At 65.4% G+C, this 19,108-nt stretch carries 20 protein-coding genes; 17 read left to right on the top strand and 3 right to left on the bottom strand.

Annotated elements, in window-relative coordinates; genetic code table 11:
- The first annotated feature begins 245 nt into the window (after nt 1-245).
- The 5 genes from QCE48_RS02085 to QCE48_RS02065 all read left to right on the top strand — a co-directional run bounded on the left by QCE48_RS02085 (nt 246) and on the right by QCE48_RS02065 (nt 4,772).
- Nucleotides 246-947, top strand: a complete 702-nt coding sequence (locus QCE48_RS02085; protein WP_309786392.1) for a paraquat-inducible protein A — start codon at nt 246-248, stop codon at nt 945-947.
- A 58-nt stretch (nt 948-1,005) separates the two neighbouring features.
- Nucleotides 1,006-1,641 carry a paraquat-inducible protein A gene (locus tag QCE48_RS02080; protein ID WP_309788296.1) on the top strand — a complete coding sequence of 212 codons (636 nt, stop codon included), beginning with the start codon at nt 1,006-1,008 and terminating at the stop codon, nt 1,639-1,641.
- Nucleotides 1,634-3,292 (top strand): MlaD family protein, encoded by a 1,659-nt coding sequence (locus QCE48_RS02075; RefSeq protein ID WP_309786393.1) that lies wholly within the window; start codon nt 1,634-1,636, stop codon nt 3,290-3,292. Before QCE48_RS02080 ends, QCE48_RS02075 begins: the two co-directional genes overlap by 8 nt.
- Entirely contained in the window at nt 3,289-4,002 is a 714-nt protein-coding gene (locus QCE48_RS02070) for a PqiC family protein (protein WP_309786394.1), read from the top strand. The genes QCE48_RS02075 and QCE48_RS02070 overlap by 4 nt, the downstream gene beginning before the upstream one ends.
- A 158-nt stretch (nt 4,003-4,160) precedes the next feature.
- Nucleotides 4,161-4,772, top strand: a complete 612-nt coding sequence (locus tag QCE48_RS02065) for a glutathione S-transferase N-terminal domain-containing protein (RefSeq protein ID WP_309786395.1) — start codon at nt 4,161-4,163, stop codon at nt 4,770-4,772.
- A gap of 273 nt (nt 4,773-5,045) precedes the next feature.
- Here QCE48_RS02065 and QCE48_RS02060 read toward each other — a convergent pair whose 3' ends face one another.
- From QCE48_RS02060 to QCE48_RS02050, 3 genes are all read right to left on the bottom strand, one after another.
- Nucleotides 5,046-5,615, bottom strand: a complete 570-nt coding sequence (locus QCE48_RS02060) for a TetR/AcrR family transcriptional regulator (RefSeq protein WP_309786396.1) — start codon at nt 5,613-5,615, stop codon at nt 5,046-5,048.
- A gap of 122 nt (nt 5,616-5,737) precedes the next feature.
- Nucleotides 5,738-6,874 (bottom strand): tRNA 2-thiouridine(34) synthase MnmA, encoded by a 1,137-nt coding sequence (gene mnmA / locus QCE48_RS02055; RefSeq protein WP_309786397.1) that lies wholly within the window; start codon nt 6,872-6,874, stop codon nt 5,738-5,740.
- Nucleotides 6,875-6,919: 45 nt separating this feature from the next.
- Nucleotides 6,920-7,402 carry an NUDIX hydrolase gene (locus QCE48_RS02050; RefSeq protein ID WP_309786398.1) on the bottom strand — a complete coding sequence of 161 codons (483 nt, stop codon included), beginning with the start codon at nt 7,400-7,402 and terminating at the stop codon, nt 6,920-6,922.
- Between the two features lie 272 nt (nt 7,403-7,674).
- Between QCE48_RS02050 and QCE48_RS02045 the strand changes: the two genes are divergently transcribed.
- The 12 genes from QCE48_RS02045 (at nt 7,675) to ruvA (ending at nt 19,100) form a co-directional block, all read left to right on the top strand.
- On the top strand, nt 7,675-8,823 hold the full coding sequence (locus QCE48_RS02045) for a Re/Si-specific NAD(P)(+) transhydrogenase subunit alpha (RefSeq protein WP_309786399.1): 1,149 nt from the start codon (nt 7,675-7,677) through the stop codon (nt 8,821-8,823).
- Between the two features lie 18 nt (nt 8,824-8,841).
- Entirely contained in the window at nt 8,842-9,165 is a 324-nt protein-coding gene (locus QCE48_RS02040) for an NAD(P) transhydrogenase subunit alpha (RefSeq protein ID WP_309788297.1), read from the top strand.
- On the top strand, nt 9,162-10,604 hold the full coding sequence (locus QCE48_RS02035; protein WP_309786400.1) for an NAD(P)(+) transhydrogenase (Re/Si-specific) subunit beta: 1,443 nt from the start codon (nt 9,162-9,164) through the stop codon (nt 10,602-10,604). Before QCE48_RS02040 ends, QCE48_RS02035 begins: the two co-directional genes overlap by 4 nt.
- A 149-nt stretch (nt 10,605-10,753) precedes the next feature.
- Nucleotides 10,754-12,070: a class I SAM-dependent RNA methyltransferase gene (locus tag QCE48_RS02030; RefSeq protein WP_309786401.1), complete on the top strand. Its 1,317-nt coding sequence runs from the start codon at nt 10,754-10,756 to the stop codon at nt 12,068-12,070.
- A 46-nt stretch (nt 12,071-12,116) separates the two neighbouring features.
- Entirely contained in the window at nt 12,117-13,493 is a 1,377-nt protein-coding gene (locus QCE48_RS02025; protein WP_309786402.1) for an aminopeptidase P N-terminal domain-containing protein, read from the top strand.
- Nucleotides 13,490-14,656, top strand: coding sequence for a UbiH/UbiF/VisC/COQ6 family ubiquinone biosynthesis hydroxylase (locus tag QCE48_RS02020; protein ID WP_309786403.1), 1,167 nt, complete (start codon nt 13,490-13,492; stop codon nt 14,654-14,656). Before QCE48_RS02025 ends, QCE48_RS02020 begins: the two co-directional genes overlap by 4 nt.
- A 195-nt stretch (nt 14,657-14,851) precedes the next feature.
- Nucleotides 14,852-15,940, top strand: a complete 1,089-nt coding sequence (gene dusB, locus QCE48_RS02015) for a tRNA dihydrouridine synthase DusB (protein WP_309786404.1) — start codon at nt 14,852-14,854, stop codon at nt 15,938-15,940.
- The gene (locus QCE48_RS02010) at nt 15,937-16,170 is read left to right on the top strand and encodes a Fis family transcriptional regulator (RefSeq protein WP_062632768.1); all 234 of its coding nucleotides are present in this window, start codon (nt 15,937-15,939) and stop codon (nt 16,168-16,170) included. The genes dusB and QCE48_RS02010 overlap by 4 nt, the downstream gene beginning before the upstream one ends.
- A 68-nt stretch (nt 16,171-16,238) precedes the next feature.
- The gene (gene purH / locus QCE48_RS02005; protein ID WP_309786405.1) at nt 16,239-17,804 is read left to right on the top strand and encodes a bifunctional phosphoribosylaminoimidazolecarboxamide formyltransferase/IMP cyclohydrolase; all 1,566 of its coding nucleotides are present in this window, start codon (nt 16,239-16,241) and stop codon (nt 17,802-17,804) included.
- Between the two features lie 7 nt (nt 17,805-17,811).
- A complete protein-coding gene (locus tag QCE48_RS02000) occupies nt 17,812-17,973 on the top strand; it encodes a hypothetical protein (RefSeq protein WP_309786406.1) in 162 nt (53 codons plus the stop codon).
- On the top strand, nt 17,955-18,497 hold the full coding sequence (gene ruvC / locus QCE48_RS01995) for a crossover junction endodeoxyribonuclease RuvC (RefSeq protein WP_116561159.1): 543 nt from the start codon (nt 17,955-17,957) through the stop codon (nt 18,495-18,497). The genes QCE48_RS02000 and ruvC overlap by 19 nt, the downstream gene beginning before the upstream one ends.
- Before the next feature lie 21 nt (nt 18,498-18,518).
- Entirely contained in the window at nt 18,519-19,100 is a 582-nt protein-coding gene (gene ruvA / locus QCE48_RS01990; protein ID WP_087629390.1) for a Holliday junction branch migration protein RuvA, read from the top strand.
- Nucleotides 19,101-19,108: the final 8 nt, after the last annotated feature.

The raw sequence follows: 19,108 nt of genomic DNA, 5'->3' as shown, positions 1-19,108 counted from the left end.
GCAGCCGCGTTCTGCTGCTGCAACGAACTATTCCACCGGTGCAACGCTGCAAAGCGCCGCGAGCCCATTGGCGGCCACATGGACTAAACGCATGAATCCTTGTATTCATTCCGAAACGGCGGGACGACGCGTATGCGGATTGTGTCATTTGGTACCATGCGCACTGGCCCGCCGCTTGCTAGAAACGCCGGTCGCCGCTGAATCGGCTTTGGAATGCACGCCTGAGGAGCCTTGGCATCTCGCCCATGAAAGAAGCAGAACAGAAGGACACAGTCGATCTGATCGCATGTCACGAGTGCGATGCACTCCTTTCCAGACGCAGCCTGCCCCGCCGCACGACGGCGCGATGCCCGCGCTGCGGCAGCCTGCTGTATCGCGCGCTGTCGTCGAATCTCGACCGGGTTTGTGCGATCACGCTGGCCGCGCTCATCACGTTTCTCATCGCGCAGGCGTTCCCGATCGTCGAACTGGATGCGAACGGCCTCGTCTCGCAGACGACGCTGATCGGCGCGATCGTCGCGCTGTGGGACGAGAACATGCAGGTGGTCGCGGTGCTCGTGTTCTGCTCGACGATTCTCTTCCCGCTGACCGAACTCGTCGCGCTCCTCTACGTGCTCGTGCCGCTGCGCGCGGGCTACGTGCCGGGCGGCTTCAACATCGTGCTGCGCGCGATCCAGGCCGTGCGGCCGTGGGGAATGATCGAAGTGTTCATGCTCGGCATTCTGGTCACGCTCGTGAAGATGGTGAGCATCGCGCGTGTGATTCCCGAAGCCGCGCTCTTCGCGTTCGGCGCGCTCACGCTGATGATCGCGGTCGTCGTGAGTTTCGATCCGGGCGTGCTGTGGGATCTCGCCGAGCGCCTGCCGCGACGCCGCGCCGCGCGCGTCAGGGCGAAGCGCATGCGACGCAACCGGGAAACCGCCGGCTCCGCGACGAAACACGGATGAGGAGCACGCCACAATGAACGATTCCACCGATCCGAGCGGCGAGGCGGCCGCGCCGGAGCTGCACTACACGACAGCGTCGCGGGCGGGGCTCGTCGCGTGCCATTCGTGCGGGCGCGTGCAGCCGCGTGCGTACACCGTCGAAAAGCAGCGTTGCGCGCGCTGCGACGCCACGCTGCACCGGCGCCGTCCGGACAGCATCGCGCGCACCTGGGCGCTGCTCATCACGGCGGCGATCCTCTATATCCCGGCGAACCTGTATCCGGTGATGCATACCGCGTCGCTCCTCGGCTCCGAGGACGACACGATCCTGAGCGGCGTCGCGCTCTTCTGGAACGACGGCGACTATCCGCTCGCGGCGGTGATCTTCATCGCGAGCATTCTCGTGCCGATGCTGAAGCTCGGCACGCTCGCGTTCCTCGCGTGGACCGTGCAGACGCGCTCGACCTGGCGCCCGCGTCAGCGCACGACGCTCTATCGCGCGGTCGAGCGCATCGGCCGCTGGTCGATGCTCGACGTCTTCGTCATCACGCTGACGGTCGCGCTGGTGCGCTTTCGCTCGCTCGCCGTCATCACGGCGGGGCCGGGCGCGCTCGCGTTCGCGGCGGTCGTCGTGCTGACGATGCTCGCTTCCATGCAATTCGATCCGCGCCTCATGTGGGACAACATCGAACCCTCAGGAAAGAAATATGACTAGTCGAGAAGGGCCGAACGAGCCTGACAACGAACCCACGAACGGCGGCAACGGCGGCGGCCTGCCGCCCAACCTGCCCGAACCCGTCATCGAGCCGAGGAGCCGCTGGCTGCCGTCGCTCGTCTGGGTGATTCCGCTCGTCGCCGCGCTCGTGGGCGTGCTGCTCGTGGTGAAGACGGTCGCCGGCCGCGGCCCGACCGTCACGATCAGCTTCGTGAGCGCCGAAGGGCTGGAGCCGGGCAAGACGAAGCTCAAGTACAAGGACGTCGACGTCGGCACGGTCAAGACGATCACGCTGTCGAAGGACCATTCGCGCGTGCTCGTCGACGTGCAGTTGACGAAGGAAGCCTCCGATTTCGCCGTGAAGGACACGCGCTTCTGGGTCGTGCGTCCGCGCGTGGCGGCAAGCGGCGTGAGCGGTCTTTCGACGCTGCTGTCGGGCGCGTATATCGGCGTGGACGCGGGCAAGTCCGACGAGGACCGCACGGAATTCGTCGGGCTGGAGACGCCGCCGGCCGTCACCGGCGACCAGAAGGGCCACAAGTTCACGCTGCGCGGCGAGTCGCTCGGCTCGATCGACATCGGTTCGCCGATCTACTACCGGCGCGTGCAGGTCGGCCAGGTGACCGGCTTTTCGCTAGACAAGGACGGCACCGGCGTCACGATGCAGGTGTTCGTCAACGCGCCCTACGACCAGTACGTCGGCGCGAATTCACGCTGGTGGCACGCGAGCGGCGTCGATCTGCGGCTCGATTCGAGCGGTTTCAAGCTCAACACGCAGTCGCTCGCGACGGTCGTGCTCGGCGGCATCGCGTTCCAGACGCCGCCGAACCAGCAGCCGGGCCAGCAGGCCGAGGACAACATGACCTTCCGCCTCGGCTCCGACGAAGCCGACGCGATGCGCGACCCGGACGGCACGCCGCTGCGCGTGGTGATGAACTTCAACCAGTCGCTGCGCGGGCTGTCGGTCGGCGCGCCGGTCGATTTCCGCGGCATCGTGCTCGGACAGGTGACGAACATCGGTATCGAATACGATCCGAAGGCGCGCAATTTCATGATGCCGGTCACGATCAACCTCTATCCGGACCGGCTCGGCCGCCGCACCCGCGACGCGCTGCCCTCGCCCGGTTCGACGGCGAGCCAGGAACTGCTGCAACGCCTCGTCCAGCATGGCTTGCGCGGACAGTTGCGCACCGGCAACCTGCTGACGAGCCAGTTGTACATCGCGCTCGATTTCTTCCCGAAGGCCGCGAAGGTGAAGATCAACGCGAGCGCCGATCCACTCGAACTGCCGACCGTGCCGAACACGCTCGACGAATTGCAGCTGCAAGTTGCCGATATCGCGAAGAAGCTCGACAAGATCCCGTTCGACGAGATCGGCGCGAACCTGAACAGCTCGCTCAAGAACGCGAACAGTCTCTTCAAGCAGCTCGACACGCAGGTCGCCCCGGAAGCGCGCGACACGCTGTCGGCCGCGCGCAAGACCTTCGCCGACGCGCAGTCGACGCTGCAGCAGGATTCGCCGCTGCAAACCGACGTGCATCAGGCGCTGCAGGAACTCACGCGCACGCTGCAATCCCTAAATGCGCTCTCCGATTATCTGGAACGTCATCCGGAATCGTTGCTGCGCGGCAAATCAGGAGACAAACCATGAGGTCCGGCGCGCTTTTCACCATGACGGCGGGCATTGTCGCGCTGCTGGCGGGCTGCGCTTCGTCGCCGTCGAGCCGCTTTTACACGCTTGGCGGCGATGCCGCGCCCGCGGCGGCGTCGATGCCCGCTTCGTTCTACGTCGAAGTGCCGCCCGTCGACATGCCGCCGCAGGTCGCGAAAAACCAGCTCGTCGTGCAGACGAGCCCCGCGCAGGTCCAGGTGCTGGAACAAGAGCGCTGGGCGTCGCTGCCCGCCGACGAAGTGCGGCGCGCGCTGTCGGCGGATCTCACGCGGCAGCTCGGCGCGATCGACGTCTACAACACGCCGCGTCCCGACTCCGTGCCGGTGTATCGCGTGAAGGTGAACGTGCAGCGCTTCGAGTCGTGGGCGGGCTCGCAGGCGGTCATCGACGCCGTCTGGAGCGTGCGCGCCGCGGGTTCGCCGGCGGTGCTCACGTGCCGGACCGTGGCGCAGCAGCCCGTCGGCGCGGGCTACGACGCGCTCGTCGCGGGGCATCGGAAAGCGGTCGACCAGCTCGCCGCCGAGATCGCCGCGGGCGTGCGCGAAGTCAGCACGATTCACGCGCCGGCGGCAGCGGTTGCCGACGGCGCTTCGCCGGCGCAGGCCCAGGCGAAGCTGCGGCAGCCGGTAGCGGCGCGACCGCTGCCGTGTCCGGTGGCGAGCGCCTCGACAATTGCGCCGGCCAACTGAAGCGCCGAACCGGAAGCAGAACTGACGAGCCGCGCCGGCGGCTCGTCGCATGTGTTGTCGCCCAGCCACAACGCTGTTATCTCGAAATCACCTTGCGGCAATGTCGGGCGGTTAAGATCGTTCTCCACGATCAATCCCGCGCAAAACCGCAAGAAGAGATGATGAAACTGATCGGTTCGCTAAGCAGCCCGTTCGTCCGCAAGGTGCGGATCGTGATGGCGGAAAAGAAAATCGAATGCGAACTGGTGCTCGAAAACGTTTGGGCATCCGATTCGAAGATCCACAGCTACAACCCGCTCGGCAAGGTGCCGTGTCTCGTGCTCGACGACGGCGAAGCCGTGTTCGACTCGCGCGTCATCTGCGAATACGTGGATACGCTCACGCCCGTGGGCAAGCTCCTGCCGCAGGAGCGCCGCGAACGCACGGAGGTGCGCTGCTGGGAAGCGCTGGCGGACGGCATGCTCGACGCCGCCGTGCTGATCCGGCTGGAAGGCGTGCTGCGCGAGGAAGCCCATCGCAACGACGGATGGATCGCCCGTCAGCAGCACAAGATCGACGACGGACTCAAGGCGATGTCGAAGGGGCTCGGCTCGAAAACCTGGTGCTCGGCGAATCACTTCACGCTGGCGGACATCGCGTGCGGCTGCGCGCTCGGCTACCTCGATTTCCGGATGCCCGAACTGAACTGGCGCGACGCGTATCCGAACCTCGACAAGCATTTTCAGCGGCTTTCGCAACGTCAGTCGTTCAGCGATACGCTGCCGTCCTGAAAATCTGAGCGGTTTTCCGGTTGAAAAGCCACCCTCCGGGTGGCTTTTGCGTTTGCGCCGCCCCCGTCAGACAACGTGCGCTACCGATCATAATTAATCTACTCATAGATAGAATGGCTGGCGGAAAAAACCGAAAGCAAGGTCTGCGCCTTTCTCCCGGCCGCGATTTTGCAGTATCGAGGCTAGGAAAAACGGCTACGAGCCGGCCGCTCGGAAACGTGCGCCAAAATCTACCTATCTGAAGGTAGGCAAATCCGACTATTGCGATCGTAGTTATCCACAATTTCTGGTTTTGACGACCAGCGCGATGTCTTCGAGACGCGTCTTCGTCTGAAAAAGACGGCTCGTCAGCAAACTGCCCTGATACGCCGCATAGAGCGCGCGCGCCGCAGCTTCGGGTTGGCCGTTCGCCTGCAGCGTTGCCTGCATTTCGCCCTCGGCGAGCACCTTGGCAAGCCAGTTCTCGTTCGCCTTGTAAAACGCCTGGATCGCCCGCCGCACCTTGTCAGGAAGCGCCGCGATGTCCGCGGCGAGCATCGCGCACAGGCAAATCTGGTCGCCCTCGCCCAGCATCCGGCCGATCACCTTCGCGTAGCGGTCGAGCTTTTTGTCGGCGGGCGCGGAACTGTCGATCGCGTAGATCGACGACATCACATCCGCGCTGTAGGCGTTGACCGCCTCGAAGGCCAGGTCTTCCTTCGACGGAAAATAGTAGTGAATGCTCGACGTCTTGACGCCGACGAGCGCCGACAGATCGCGATAACTGAAGCCGTTATAGCCTCGCGTCATCAGGAGCGTTCGGGCGTGGTCGAGCAGTTGGTCGCGCACTGGGTTTCTGTCCATCTTCACATCATTATCTACTGCTAGGTAGACGGTCAAGCGCTTGTATCAAAAAAGGATTCCGGTTTTGAAATGAGCGTCACGCGCGGAAAGAGCAAAGCGGCCCGTGGCCCGCTTTGCCCCGTTCAGCGTGCGCCAAGCAGCGCCGCTTCTGCACTTTCGCCGGCCGGCGCGGCGGTCGCCGCCCGCTCGATGATGCCGCCGCCCAGACACACGTCGCCCTGATACAGCACGGCGGATTGCCCGGGCGTCACGGCCCATTGCGCGTCGGTGAAAGAGAGCGCGAAGCGGCCGTCGTCCGCCGCGCCGAAGGTGCAGGGCGCATCGGCCTGACGGTAGCGCGTCTTCGCGCCGCAAGCCGCGCCGTCCTCGGGCGCCGCGCCCGCGACCCAGCTCGTGTTGCCCGCGACTAGCGTCTGCGCGAGCAGCCACGGATGATCGTGCCCCTGGACGACGTAGAGCGCGTTGCGCTCCATGTCCTTGCCCGCGACGAACCACGGCTCGCCGCTGCCGTCCTTCGCGCCGCCAATGCCGATGCCCTTTCGCTGTCCGAACGTATAGAACGCGAGGCCGATGTGCTCGCCGATCGTCTTGCCGTCGGGCGTCTTCATCGGGCCGGGCTTGGTCGGCAGATAGCGATTCAGGAATTCGCGAAACGGGCGTTCGCCGATAAAACAGATGCCGGTCGAATCCTTTTTCTTCGCGTTCGGCAAGCCGATTTGCGCGGCGATCTCGCGCACGCGCGTTTTCGGCATCTCGCCGAGCGGGAAAAGTGTCTTCGACAACTGCTGCTGGTTCAACCGATGCAAGAAGTACGACTGGTCCTTCGTGTGGTCCGTCGCCTTCAGCAGTTCGAAGCGTCCGTCGCGTTCGCGCACGCGCGCGTAGTGACCGGTCGCGATGGTTTCCGCGCCGAGCGACATCGCGTGATCGAGGAACGCCTTGAACTTGATCTCGGCGTTGCACAGCACGTCCGGGTTCGGCGTGCGGCCGGCCGAGTATTCGCGCAGGAACTCGGCGAACACGCGGTCCTTGTACTCGGCGGCGAAGTTGACTGCCTCGACGTCGATGCCGATCAGGTCCGCCACCGACACCACGTCGATCCAGTCCTGACGCGTCGAGCAGTATTCGCCGTCGTCGTCGTCTTCCCAGTTCTTCATGAAGAGACCGACGACGTCGTAGCCCTGCTCCTTCAGCAGCCACGCCGTCACCGACGAATCCACGCCGCCCGACATGCCCACCACCACTTTTTGCTTGCTCATGTTGCTACCAGTTTGCTGATTGGCGCCGTGGCGGGCATCGAAGGATCAAGCCCGCACCACTGGCGCGACGGAATGCGTATGAATGAAGTCGAGCGGCACGCGCCGCCCGGAGAGGTAATCGTCGACGCACTTCATCACGAGCGGCGTCCGGTGCCGCGCCGATGCCGCGCGCAAATCGTCGGCCGTGAGCCACATCGCGCGGACGATGCCTTCGTCGAGCGCGCGGCCTTCGACTTCGCCCGCTGAACGGCCACAGAACGTGAAGCGCAGATACGTAACCGCGCCGTGCGGCCGCTCGAAATGCGTCATGTAGGCGCCGACGAGCGCGTCCGGCACGAAGCGATGCGCGGTTTCCTCGAGCGTTTCGCGGATCACGGCCTGAGCGAGCGTCTCGCCGGCTTCCAGGTGACCGGCCGGTTGGTTGATTCTGATGCCCGCCGACGTGTGCTCTTCGATCACGAGAAAGCGCCCGTCCCGCTCGACGATGGCCGCGACCGTCACATGCGGTGCCCAATGTTCTGGTTTCATGGGTCGCCATTTTACCGTTTCGTGCCATTTCACGCCGCAGCGCCGAACGGGCATCCCGCGCGCCATCGCTCCGACTGATGCACACGAGAAATGAGTCGGTCGAAATGTCCAAATAAATGCGCCAAACAGGTGCCAGAGCGGATTTTTGTGTGGGCTTTCTTCGGTTACAGTTGCGGTAGCCGTTTGCCCCAAGCATTTGAATATTCTTTCTCAGCCTTAAATCCACGCCTCCTCAGGGAACGCGTGCGTACAAAAAACTGGAGGATTCAAAGATGCACATCGGAGTGCCTGCTGAAACGCGGGCGAACGAGGCGCGCGTCGCCGCCACGCCCGAGACGGTCAAGAAGCTCGTGTCGCAAGGTCACCGGGTCACGGTGCAGAGCGGCGCGGGCCTGCCGGCGAGCTATATCGACGATGCTTACGCGCAAGCGGGAGCGGATATTGTCGATGCGAACACTGCGTTTGCCGCCGAGATCGTCCTCAAGGTCCAGTCACCGAGCGAAGCCGAATTGCCGCTGCTGAAGTCAGGCAGCGTGCTCGCCGGCATGCTCGATCCCTTCAACACCGAGAACACCGCGCGGCTCGCCGCGGCGGGCGTCACCGCGTTCGCGCTCGAAGCCGCGCCACGCACGACGCGCGCGCAGAGCCTCGACGTGCTGTCGTCGCAGGCGAATATCGCGGGCTACAAGGCGGTGCTGGTCGCGGCCAATCTGTATCAGCGCTTCATGCCGATGCTGATGACCGCCGCCGGCACGGTCAAGGCGGCGCGCGTGCTGATTCTCGGCGCGGGCGTCGCGGGCCTGCAGGCGATTGCGACGGCCAAGCGTCTCGGCGCCGTGGTCGAAGCGTCCGATGTGCGTCCGGCGGTGAAGGAGCAGATCGAGTCGCTCGGCGCGAAGTTCGTCGACGTGCCCTTCGAAACCGATGAAGAGCGCGAAGCGGCGGAAGGCGTGGGGGGCTACGCGCGTCCGATGCCGCCAAGCTGGCTCGCGCGACAGGCCGCGCAGGTGCACGAGCGTGCGAAGCTCGCCGATATCGTGATTTCCACCGCGCTGATCCCGGGCCGTCCCGCGCCGACGTTGCTGTCGGTCGAAACGGTCAAGCACATGAAACCGGGCTCCGTGATCATCGATCTCGCGGCCGGACGCGGACCCGAGTACGAGGGCAAACGAGGCGGCAACTGCCCGCTGACGGTCGTCGATGAAGCCGTGATGAAGCATGACGTGCATATCGTCGGTTATACCAATCTGGCATCAATGGTGGCCGCCGATGCGTCCGCGCTCTACGCGCGCAATCTGCTCGACTTCCTCAAGCTGATCATCACGAAGGAAGGCACGCTCAACATCGATCTCGCGGACGACATCGTCGCGGCCACGCTCCAGTGCCGCGACGGACAAGTCACGCGTCCGGCATCGGCGTAAGGGGACATAGACATGGAAGTGGACATCATCAACCATACGGTGATCAACCTGATCATCTTCGTGCTGGCGATCTACGTCGGCTATCACGTCGTGTGGAACGTCACGCCCGCACTGCACACGCCGCTCATGGCCGTGACCAACGCGATCTCGGCAATCGTGATCGTCGGCGCGATGCTCGCTACCGGCCTCACGATCGGCGGCACGGCCAAGTTCTTCGGCACGCTGGCCGTCTTGCTCGCGGCGGTGAACGTGTTCGGCGGCTTTCTCGTCACGCGGCGCATGCTCGAAATGTTCAAGAAGAAGGAGCCCAAGAAGCTCGTGAGCAAGGAGGGCGCGCGATGAGCCTCAACGTCGTCACACTGCTTTATCTGGTCGCCTCGGTGTGCTTCATCCAGGCGTTGAAGGGCTTGTCCAATCCGAAGACCGCGCGGCTCGGCAACACGTTCGGCATGACCGGCATGGCGATCGCGATCCTCACGACGCTCGCGCTGATCGTCAAGCAGGCCGCGTATCTCGGCTCGAATCTGGGCTATGGCCTCGGCCTCCTGTTCGCGGCGCTGATCATCGGCGGCGCGGCGGGCGCGTACATCGCGGCGAAAGTCGAGATGACGAAGATGCCGGAACTCGTCGCGGCCATGCACTCGCTGATCGGTCTCGCGGCGGTGTGCATCGCGTATGCGGTGGTCGCCGAGCCTTCGGCGTTCGGTCTCGCCGCGCCCGGCTATCCGATTCCGTACGGCAACCGCGTCGAGTTGTTCATCGGCACGTTCGTCGGCGCGATCACGTTCTCTGGTTCGGTCATCGCGTTCGGCAAGCTCTCGGGCAAGTACAAGTTCCGGCTCTTCCAGGGCGCGCCGGTCGTGTACGCGGGCCAGCACATGATCAACCTGCTGCTCGCAATCGCGATGCTCGGCTTCGGCATCATCTTCATGATGACGCAGTCGTGGCTGCCGTTCGTGATCATGACGCTGATCGCGTTCGCGCTCGGCGTGCTGATCATCATCCCGATCGGCGGCGCGGACATGCCGGTGGTCGTGTCGATGCTCAACTCGTACTCGGGCTGGGCGGCGGCGGGCATCGGCTTCTCGCTGAACAATCCGATGCTGATCATCGCGGGGTCGCTCGTCGGTTCTTCGGGTGCGATTCTTTCGTACATCATGTGCCGTGCGATGAACCGCTCGTTCTTCAACGTGATTCTCGGCGGCTTTGGCGGCGAGGCGGCCGCGGCGACGGTGGGCGGTTCAGCGGAGCAGCGTCCGGTGAAGTCCGGTTCCGCCGACGATGCCGCGTTCATGCTCGGCAATGCCGAAAGCGTGGTGATCGTGCCGGGTTACGGTCTTGCCGTGGCGCGTGCTCAACACGCGCTGAAGGAACTGACCGACAAGCTGGTCGAGAAAGGCATCGACGTGCGTTACGCGATTCACCCGGTTGCCGGGCGGATGCCGGGGCACATGAACGTGCTGCTGGCGGAAGCCGAAGTGCCGTATGAACTCGTGCACGAGATGGAGGACATCAACAGCCAGTTCGGCCAGACCGACGTTGTGCTCGTGCTCGGCGCGAACGACGTGGTGAATCCGGCCGCGAAGACCGATCCGAAATCGGTGATCGCGGGCATGCCGATTCTTGAGGCGTACAAGGCACGCACGATCATCGTGAACAAGCGGTCGATGGCGGCGGGTTATGCCGGACTCGACAACGAGTTGTTCTATATGGACAAGACGATGATGGTCTTCGGCGATGCGAAGAAGGTGGTGGAGGATATGATGAAGGCGGTGGATTGATCTAGAACCGCGAGCATCGCAAGTACCAGGCAGCGCCGCCGAGGCCCCGCAAAGCGGGGCCTCGGCGTTTCAGGCTCGGCGCACCGAGGCTGCACGGCGCGCCCCCGCGTACAATGTCGCCTTCATAGACCCCACCTCTGCACCGCACCATGGCCCCTCCCCTTTTCGACTGGTTTGTCCCCTGCCCGCGCGGCCTCGAAGCGCCTCTCGCGGCCGAACTCGCCGAAATCGGTCAGCGCCATCTCTCGGGCGCGCCATTCAAGGCGGGCGCGCAAGTCCCCGGCGGCGTGCACTTTCGCGGCGGCTGGGCGGCGGGCATGGCGGCCAACCTGCATTCGCGCATCGCGAGCCGCGTGCTTCTCAAGATCGCGCACGGCCCGTATCGCAGCGAAAACGACATCTACGAACTCGCGTATCAGCAGCAATGGGAACAATGGTTCACGCCGAACCAGACGATGCGCGTCGACATCACCGCGATCAAATCGCCGCTGCGCAGCCTTGAATTCGCGACGCTGCGCGTGAAGGACGCCGTCTGCGACCGTCTGCGCGAACTGAGCGGCTCGCGTCCGAGCATCGATACCGCGCAGCCCGACGTGCGCGTCTTCGCGTTCCTGACGATCAACGAATGCACGCTCTATCTCGACACCTCCGGCGACCCGCTCTTCAAACGCGGCTGGCGTCTCGACAAGGGCGCGGCTCCGTTGCGTGAAAATCTCGCCGCCGGCATCCTGCGCCTGACCGGCTGGACGCCCGGCACGCCGCTCTACGATCCGATGTGCGGCAGCGGCACCTTCCTCGCCGAAGCCGCGCAAGTGGCGCTGAACATCGCGCCGGGCGTCGAGCGGCGCTTCGGCTTCGAGAAGCTGAAGCAGTACGACGTCAACGCGTGGCAGAAGCTGAAGGTCGCCGCCGTCGACGCAAAACGCGCCGCGCGCAATTCGCGCGCCGACTTGCAGATCTTCGGCAGCGACATCTCCGGCGACATGCTCGACAAGGCGCGCGCGAATCTCGACCGCGCCGGTCTGCCCGACTTTCCGCTCAAGCAGATCGACGCGCGCAACATGACGCCGCCGTCGGACGCGCCCGGCATCCTCGTCGCGAATCCGCCTTATGGCGAGCGCATCGAGGTGCGCGGACGCGGCCCGCGCGGCGAGATCCGCGATACGGGGCGCGGCCGCCGCGAACGCGACGACGAAGACGACGACGCCTTCACCCGCGCCCAGCCCGATCCCGCCGACACGGAGTTCTTCATTTCCTTCGGCAACGCGTTGAAGCAGCGCTTTCCGGGCTGGCGCGCCTACGTGCTGACTTCGGACCGCAAGCTCCCGGGTCTCATGCGCCTGCGCGAATCGACGAAAACGCCGCTTTTCAACGGCGCGCTCGAATGCCGCCTGTTCCGCTTCGACCTGATCGCGGGCAGCGTGCGCAATCGTCCGGCGAGTCCGGACGCGCCTCGCGAGGAATGACGCGGCGGCGCCCGCGAACGATTCAGGCGGGCGCTACAATCGCTTCATGAACCCTCAGACCGAATCCGCCATCGACGTCTACCGCGCCCGCCGCGCCCGCGTTCTTGCAGCGCTCGCGGCAGCGGGCGGCGGCGTCGCCATCGTGCCGACCGCGCCGGAAGTCATGCGCAACCGCGACACCGACTATCCGTTCCGCCACGACAGCTATTTCTACTACCTGACGGGCTTCGCCGAACCCGAAGCGACGCTCGTCCTCGACGCAGGCGCCAAGGACGGCGAGCCTTCGTCGATCCTCTTCTGCCGCGAAAAGAACGTCGAGCGCGAGACGTGGGAAGGCTTTCGCTTCGGCCCGGAAGGCGCGCGCGAAGCGTTCGGCTTCGACGCCGCGTTCCCCATCGATTCGCTCGACGAACACATGCCGCGCCTGATCGCGGAGTCGCCCGCGCTGCACTATGCGCTCGGCGCCTCTGCGTCGCTCGACGAGAAAGTGCGCGGCTGGCTCGCCGCCGTGCGTGCGCAAAGCCGCATCGGCGTGCGCGCGCCGTCGTCCGCGCACGACCTGCTGCCGCTCCTCGACGAAATGCGCCTCGTCAAGGACGCGCACGAAGTCGCGATCATGCGGCGCGCGGCATCGATTTCCGCCGAAGCGCACCGTCGCGCCATGCAGTCCTGCCGTCCCGGCATGCGCGAGTACGAAATCGAAGCCGAACTGCTCTACACGTTCCGCCGGCATGGCGCGCAGGCGCCGGCTTACGGATCGATCGTCGCGGCGGGGGCGAACGCCTGCGTGCTGCACTACCCGGCGGGCAACACGGTCGTTCAGGAAGGCGACCTGATCCTGATCGACGCCGCCTGCGAACTCGACGGCTACGCGTCCGATATCACCCGCACTTTCCCGGCGAGCGGCCGCTTTACGTCCGCGCAGCGCGAGCTTTACGACATCGTGCTCGCGGCGCAGGCCGCCGCCGTCGACGCGACGCGCGCGGGCGTGAGCTTCGACGCGCCGCATCAGGCCGCGTTGCGCGTGCTGTCGCAGGGATTGCTCGACACGGGCATCGTCGACAAGACGCAGTTCGCCACCGTCGACGACGTGATCGCGCAGCGCGCCTACGCGCCTTTCTACATGCACCGCACGGGCCACTGGATCGGCATGGACGTGCACGACGCCGGCAACTATCGCGATCACGACGGCCCGCTCGACGAAGCGGGCGCGCGGCCGTGGCGCACGCTCGAGCCGGGCATGGCGCTGACGATCGAGCCGGGCCTCTACGTGCGCGCGGCCGAGGGCGTGCCGGAGCGTTACTGGAACATCGGCATTCGCATCGAGGACGACGCCATCGTCACGGCCACGGGCTGCGAGTTGCTGACACGCGACGTGCCCGTCGCCGCCGATGAAATCGAAGCACTGATGAGGCGCACATGAGCGACATCGCCCACTACGATTACGACATCGCGATCGTCGGCGCGGGGCCGGTCGGGCTCGCGCTCGCAGGCTGGCTCGCGCGGCGCAGCGCGACCTCGCGGCTGTCGGTCGCGCTCGTCGACGCGCGCACGCCCGAGGCGGCGTCGGGCGATCCGCGTTCGCTCGCGCTGTCGCACGGCAGCCGCACGATGCTCGAACCGCTCGGCTTTTCCGCCGACGCCACGCCGATCCGCCGCATCCACGTCTCGCAGCGCGGCCACTTCGGGCGCACGCTCATCGAGCACGACGAGCACGAACTGCCCGAACTCGGCTATGTCGTGCGCTACGGATCGCTCGTCGGCGCGCTCGCGAACGGCGTGCGCGCGACCGGCGTGCACTGGCTCACCGAAACGACCGCGCTCCGGCCGATCCAGGATCACGAAGGCGTCACGCTGCCGGTCCAATCCGCGAGCGGCGAACGGACGATCCGCGCGCGCGTGCTGGTGAATGCGGAAGGCGGGCTGTATCAGGACACGCGCGAACACGCGCGCGACTACGGCCAGACGGCGATCGTCGGCACGGTGAGCGTGTCCGCGCCGCATCCGAATGTCGCGTGGGAACGCTTCACGCCCGAAGGCCCGATCGCGTTGCTGCCAAGCGGCGGCGCGCGTCACGCGGACTACTCGCTCGTCTGGTGCTGCACGCCGGACGAGGCCGCGCGCCGCGCGGCGTTGCCCGACGAAGCCTTTCTCGCGGAACTCGGCGCCGCGTTCGGCGAACGCATGGGGCGCTTCACACGCATCGCGGGCCGCGCCGCCTTCCCGCTCGGCCTGAACGCGCTGCACGCGCTCGTGGACCGGCGCACGGTCGCGATCGGCAACGCGGCGCAGACGCTGCATCCGGTCGCGGGACAGGGTCTGAACCTCGGCCTGCGCGACGCGCACGCACTGTGCAACGCGCTTTCCGCCTACGGCGCCACCGCGCTCGCGCTCGCGCACTTCGCGAAGGCGCGCGCACTCGACCGGCGCCTGACGATCGGCGCAACCGACACGCTCGCGCGCCTCTTCACGGTCGACTTCCCGCCGCTCGCCGCGCTGCGCGGCCTCGCGCTCACCGCGCTGGAATTCGTGCCGCCGGTGAAGACCGCACTCGCGCGCCAGATGATGTTCGGACAGCGGCGCTAAGTCGCGCGCACGTCGCGGGCTCGGCCATCCGGGCCCGCAAGCGCCACTTATCCTCAATGAAGGTCCCGACTTTCATAGAAGATTTAACGACTTGCAGTCGATTGCACTTAAATTCAGCAAGCCGTTCGCGCTAAAATACGCGTTTTCCTACAGCATTATTGCGTCCGCCGTGTCATGCGGGCGCGGCTCGCGTTCATGCCCAGCATCGGTTCCCACGTTCTTCGCAACAATCTCTTCGTCGCCCCGATGGCGGGCGTCACCGACCGCCCGTTCCGGCAGTTGTGCAAGCGCATGGGCGCGGGCTACGCGGTGTCGGAGATGGTTGCGTCGAACGCGCAACTTTGGAAAAGCGAAAAGACGATGCGCCGCGCGAACCACGCGGGCGAAGTCGAGCCGATCTCCGTGCAGATCGCGGGCGCCGATCCGCGGATGCTCGCCGAGGCCGCGCGTCACAACGTAGCGAACGGCGCACAGATCATCGACATCAACATGGGCTGTCCCGCGAAAAAGGTCTGCAACGTCGCGGCCGGCTCGGCGCTGCTGCAAAACGAGCCGCTCGTCGCGCGGATCGTCGAGGCCGTGGTGCAGGCGGTCGGCATCGGCCCGGACGCCGTACCCGTCACGCTGAAAATCCGCACCGGCTGGGATCGCGAGAACAAGAACGCGCTGACCATCGCGCGGATCGCGGAAAACGCCGGCATCGCGATGCTGACCGTGCACGGCCGCACCCGCGCCGATCTGTATAAGGGCTCTGCGGAGTACGAGACCATCGCGGCGGTGAAAGCGGCGGTTGCGATTCCGGTGGTCGCGAACGGCGACATCGGCACGCCCGAAAAGGCGCGCGACGTGCTCGCCGCCACCGGCGCCGACGCCATCATGATCGGCCGCGCGGCGCAGGGCCGTCCGTGGCTCTTTCGCGAGATCGAGCATTTCCTTTTGACGGGCGAGCGCCTCCTGCCGCCGCGCATCGACGAGATCCAGCAGGTGATGAACGAGCACCTCGAAGATCACTACGCGTTCTACGGGGAATTCACCGGCGTACGGACTGCGCGCAAGCACATCGGCTGGTACACTCGCGGCCTTTCTGGCGCCAGCACGTTCCGGCATCGCATGAACACGCTGGACACCACACGAGAACAACTGCTCGCCGTCAATGAATTTTTCGACGCCCAGAAGGCATTGTCCGACCGGCTCGTCTACGTGGACGACGCAGCCGACCCGGAAGCAGGCGCCGAAGAGCCATCGTGCGACGGGCAAAACAACACAGACCGACTAGCCGCATGAGCAGAAACAACATCGAACAATGCGTCCGCCAGAGCCTGGACAATTATTTCCAGGACCTGGACGGCTCGAATCCGCACGACGTCTACGACATGGTGATTTCGTGCGTCGAAAAACCGCTGCTCGAAGTCGTGCTCGAGCAGGCGGGCGGCAACCAGTCGCTCGCGGCCGAGTATCTCGGCATCAACCGCAATACGCTGCGCAAGAAGCTGCAACAGCACGGACTGATTTGATTCTCCGGGGCCGTCGCGACGGTCCGCCCCGCATTTCCACTTCGCCTACTTCGGTTTCAGCCTTCATCATGATCAAGCAAGCGCTCATCTCCGTCTCCGATAAATCCGGCATCGTCGATTTTGCGAAATCGCTGTCGGATCTCGGCGTCAAGATCCTGTCGACCGGCGGCACGGCGAAACTGCTCGCCGACTCGGGTCTGCCCGTCACGGAAGTCGCCGACTACACCGGCTTCCCGGAAATGCTCGACGGCCGCGTGAAGACGCTGCATCCGAAGGTGCACGGCGGCATCCTGGCGCGGCGCGACTTGCCCGAACACATGGCCGCGCTGGAGGCGCACGACATTCCGACGATCGACCTGCTCGTCGTGAACCTGTATCCGTTCGTGCAGACGGTATCGAAGGCGGAGTGCTCGCTGGAAGACGCGATCGAGAACATCGACATCGGCGGCCCGACGATGCTGCGCTCGGCGGCGAAGAATCATCGCGACGTGACGGTCGTGGTCGATCCCGCCGACTACGCCACGGTGCTCGACGAAATGCGCGCGAACGGCAACGCGGTCGGCTACGCGACCAATTTCAAGCTCGCGACAAAGGTGTTCGCACACACGGCGCAATACGACGGCGCGATCACGAACTATCTGACGAGCCTGACCGAAGAACTGCGTCACGCGGACCGCAACACGTATCCGTCGACGTTTAATCTCGCGTTCGAGAAGGTGCAGGACCTGCGCTACGGCGAAAATCCGCATCAGAGCGCGGCGTTCTATCGCGATCTCACCGCGCCGGCGGGCGCGCTCGCGAACTACAAGCAGTTGCAGGGCAAGGAACTGTCGTACAACAACATCGCCGATTCCGATGCCGCTTGGGAATGCGTGAAGACCTTCGACGCGCCCGCGTGCGTCATCATCAAGCACGCGAATCCGTGCGGCGTGGCAGTCGGCGCGAGCGCGCACGAAGCGTATTCGAAGGCGTTCCAGACCGATCCGACTTCCGCGTTCGGCGGCATCATCGCGTTCAATCGCGAAGTCGACGAAGCCGCGGCGCAGGCCGTGGTGAAGCAGTTCGTCGAAGTGCTGCTCGCGCCTTCGTTCAGCGCTGCCGCTAAGGCCGTGTTCGCGGCAAAGCAGAACGTGCGCCTCTTGCAGATCGCGACGGGCGACGGCCACAACGCGTTCGACCTGAAGCGCGTCGGCGGCGGGCTGCTCGTGCAGTCGCTCGATTCGAAGAACGTGCAGCCGCATGAATTGCGCGTCGTGACGAAGCGCCATCCGACGCCCAAGGAAATGGACGACCTGATGTTCGCTTGGCGCGTGGCGAAGTACGTGAAGTCGAATGCGATCGTGTTCTGCGGCAACGGCATGACGCTCGGCGTCGGCGCGGGTCAGATGAGCCGCGTGGATTCGGCGCGCATCGCGAGCATCAAGGCGCAGAACGCCGGTCTCACGCTGACGGGCTCGGCGGTCGCGTCGGACGCGTTCTTCCCGTTCCGCGACGGCCTCGACGTGGTGGTGAACGCGGGCGCGACGTGCGTGATCCAGCCGGGCGGCTCGATGCGCGACGACGAAGTGGTCGCCGCCGCGGACGAGCACAACGTCGCGATGATCCTGACCGGCACGCGCCACTTCCGGCACTAAGCCACGCATGACCGACGCGTGGCGCCTGCTGGTGCGCCGCCGCGCGACGGTCGCCGGCGTTGCCGCAATCGCGCGCGACACCGACAATACGTTCGTGTCCGACTCCAAAAAGAGAACCGCCGTGCGTGACAACCGAACACCAGCGAGCCCATGCGAATCCTCGGCATAGATCCGGGCCTGCGCGTCACCGGCTTTGGCGTCATCGATCAAACCGGCCACACGCTGACCTACGTGACGAGCGGCATCATCAAGACCGCCGATGCCGACCTGCCGTCGCGCCTGAACACGATCTTCGAAGGCATTTCGACGCTCGTCAGGCAACACAATCCCGACCAGTCGGCGATCGAAAAAGTCTTCGTCAACGTCAATCCGCAATCCACGCTGCTGCTCGGCCAGGCGCGCGGCGCCGCGATCTGCGGGCTGGTCGCGAGCGGCGTGCCGGTCGCCGAATACACGGCGCTGCAACTGAAGCAGGCGGTCGTCGGCTACGGGCGCGCGACGAAGGAACAGATGCAACAGATGGTCGTGCGCCTTTTGAGCCTCTCGGGCGTTCCCAGCACCGACGCCGCCGACGCCCTCGGCATGGCGATCTGTCACGCGCACGGCGGCGGCGCGCTCGCGACGCTCGGCGGCATCGCGCCGTCGCTCGCGAAGAAAGGCTTGCGCGTGCGGCGCGGCCGTCTCGTCGGATAACTCCACTTCGAATCTCTCACCATGATCGGTCGCATCGCCGGCGTTCTGCTGGAAAAAAACCCGCCGCACCTCATCGTCGACTGCAACGGCGTCGGCTACGAACTCGCCGTGCCGATGAGCACGTTCTATAACCTGCCGCATACCGGCGAAAAGGTCGCGCTGCTCACGCAACTGATCGTGCGCGAGGACGCGCATCTGCTCTACGGCTTCGGCACGCAAGAGGAGCGCAACACGTTTCGCGAGTTGCTCAAGATCAGCGGCATCGGCGCGCGCATGGCGCTCGCCGTGCTGTCGGGCATGAGCGTGCAGGAACTCGCGCAGGCGGTGACGTTGCAAGACGCCGCGCGCCTCACGCGCACGCCGGGCATCGGCAAGAAGACGGCCGAGCGGCTCTTGCTCGAACTCAAAGGCAAGCTCGGCGCCGAACTGGGCGCGGCGGCGGGCGCGGTATCGGCGTCGGATCACGCGGGCGACATTCTGAACGCATTGCTGGCATTGGGTTACTCCGAGAAGGAAGCGCTCGCGGCGGTGAAGAACGTGCCCGCCGGCACGGGCGTGTCGGAAGGCATCAAGCTCGCGTTGAAGGCGCTGTCGAAGAGCTAGAACGCACA

Source organism: Caballeronia sp. LZ024 (assembly GCF_031451455.1).
GTDB classification, from domain to species: domain Bacteria; phylum Pseudomonadota; class Gammaproteobacteria; order Burkholderiales; family Burkholderiaceae; genus Caballeronia; species Caballeronia telluris.
This window is presented reverse-complemented; position numbering and strand designations above follow the sequence as displayed.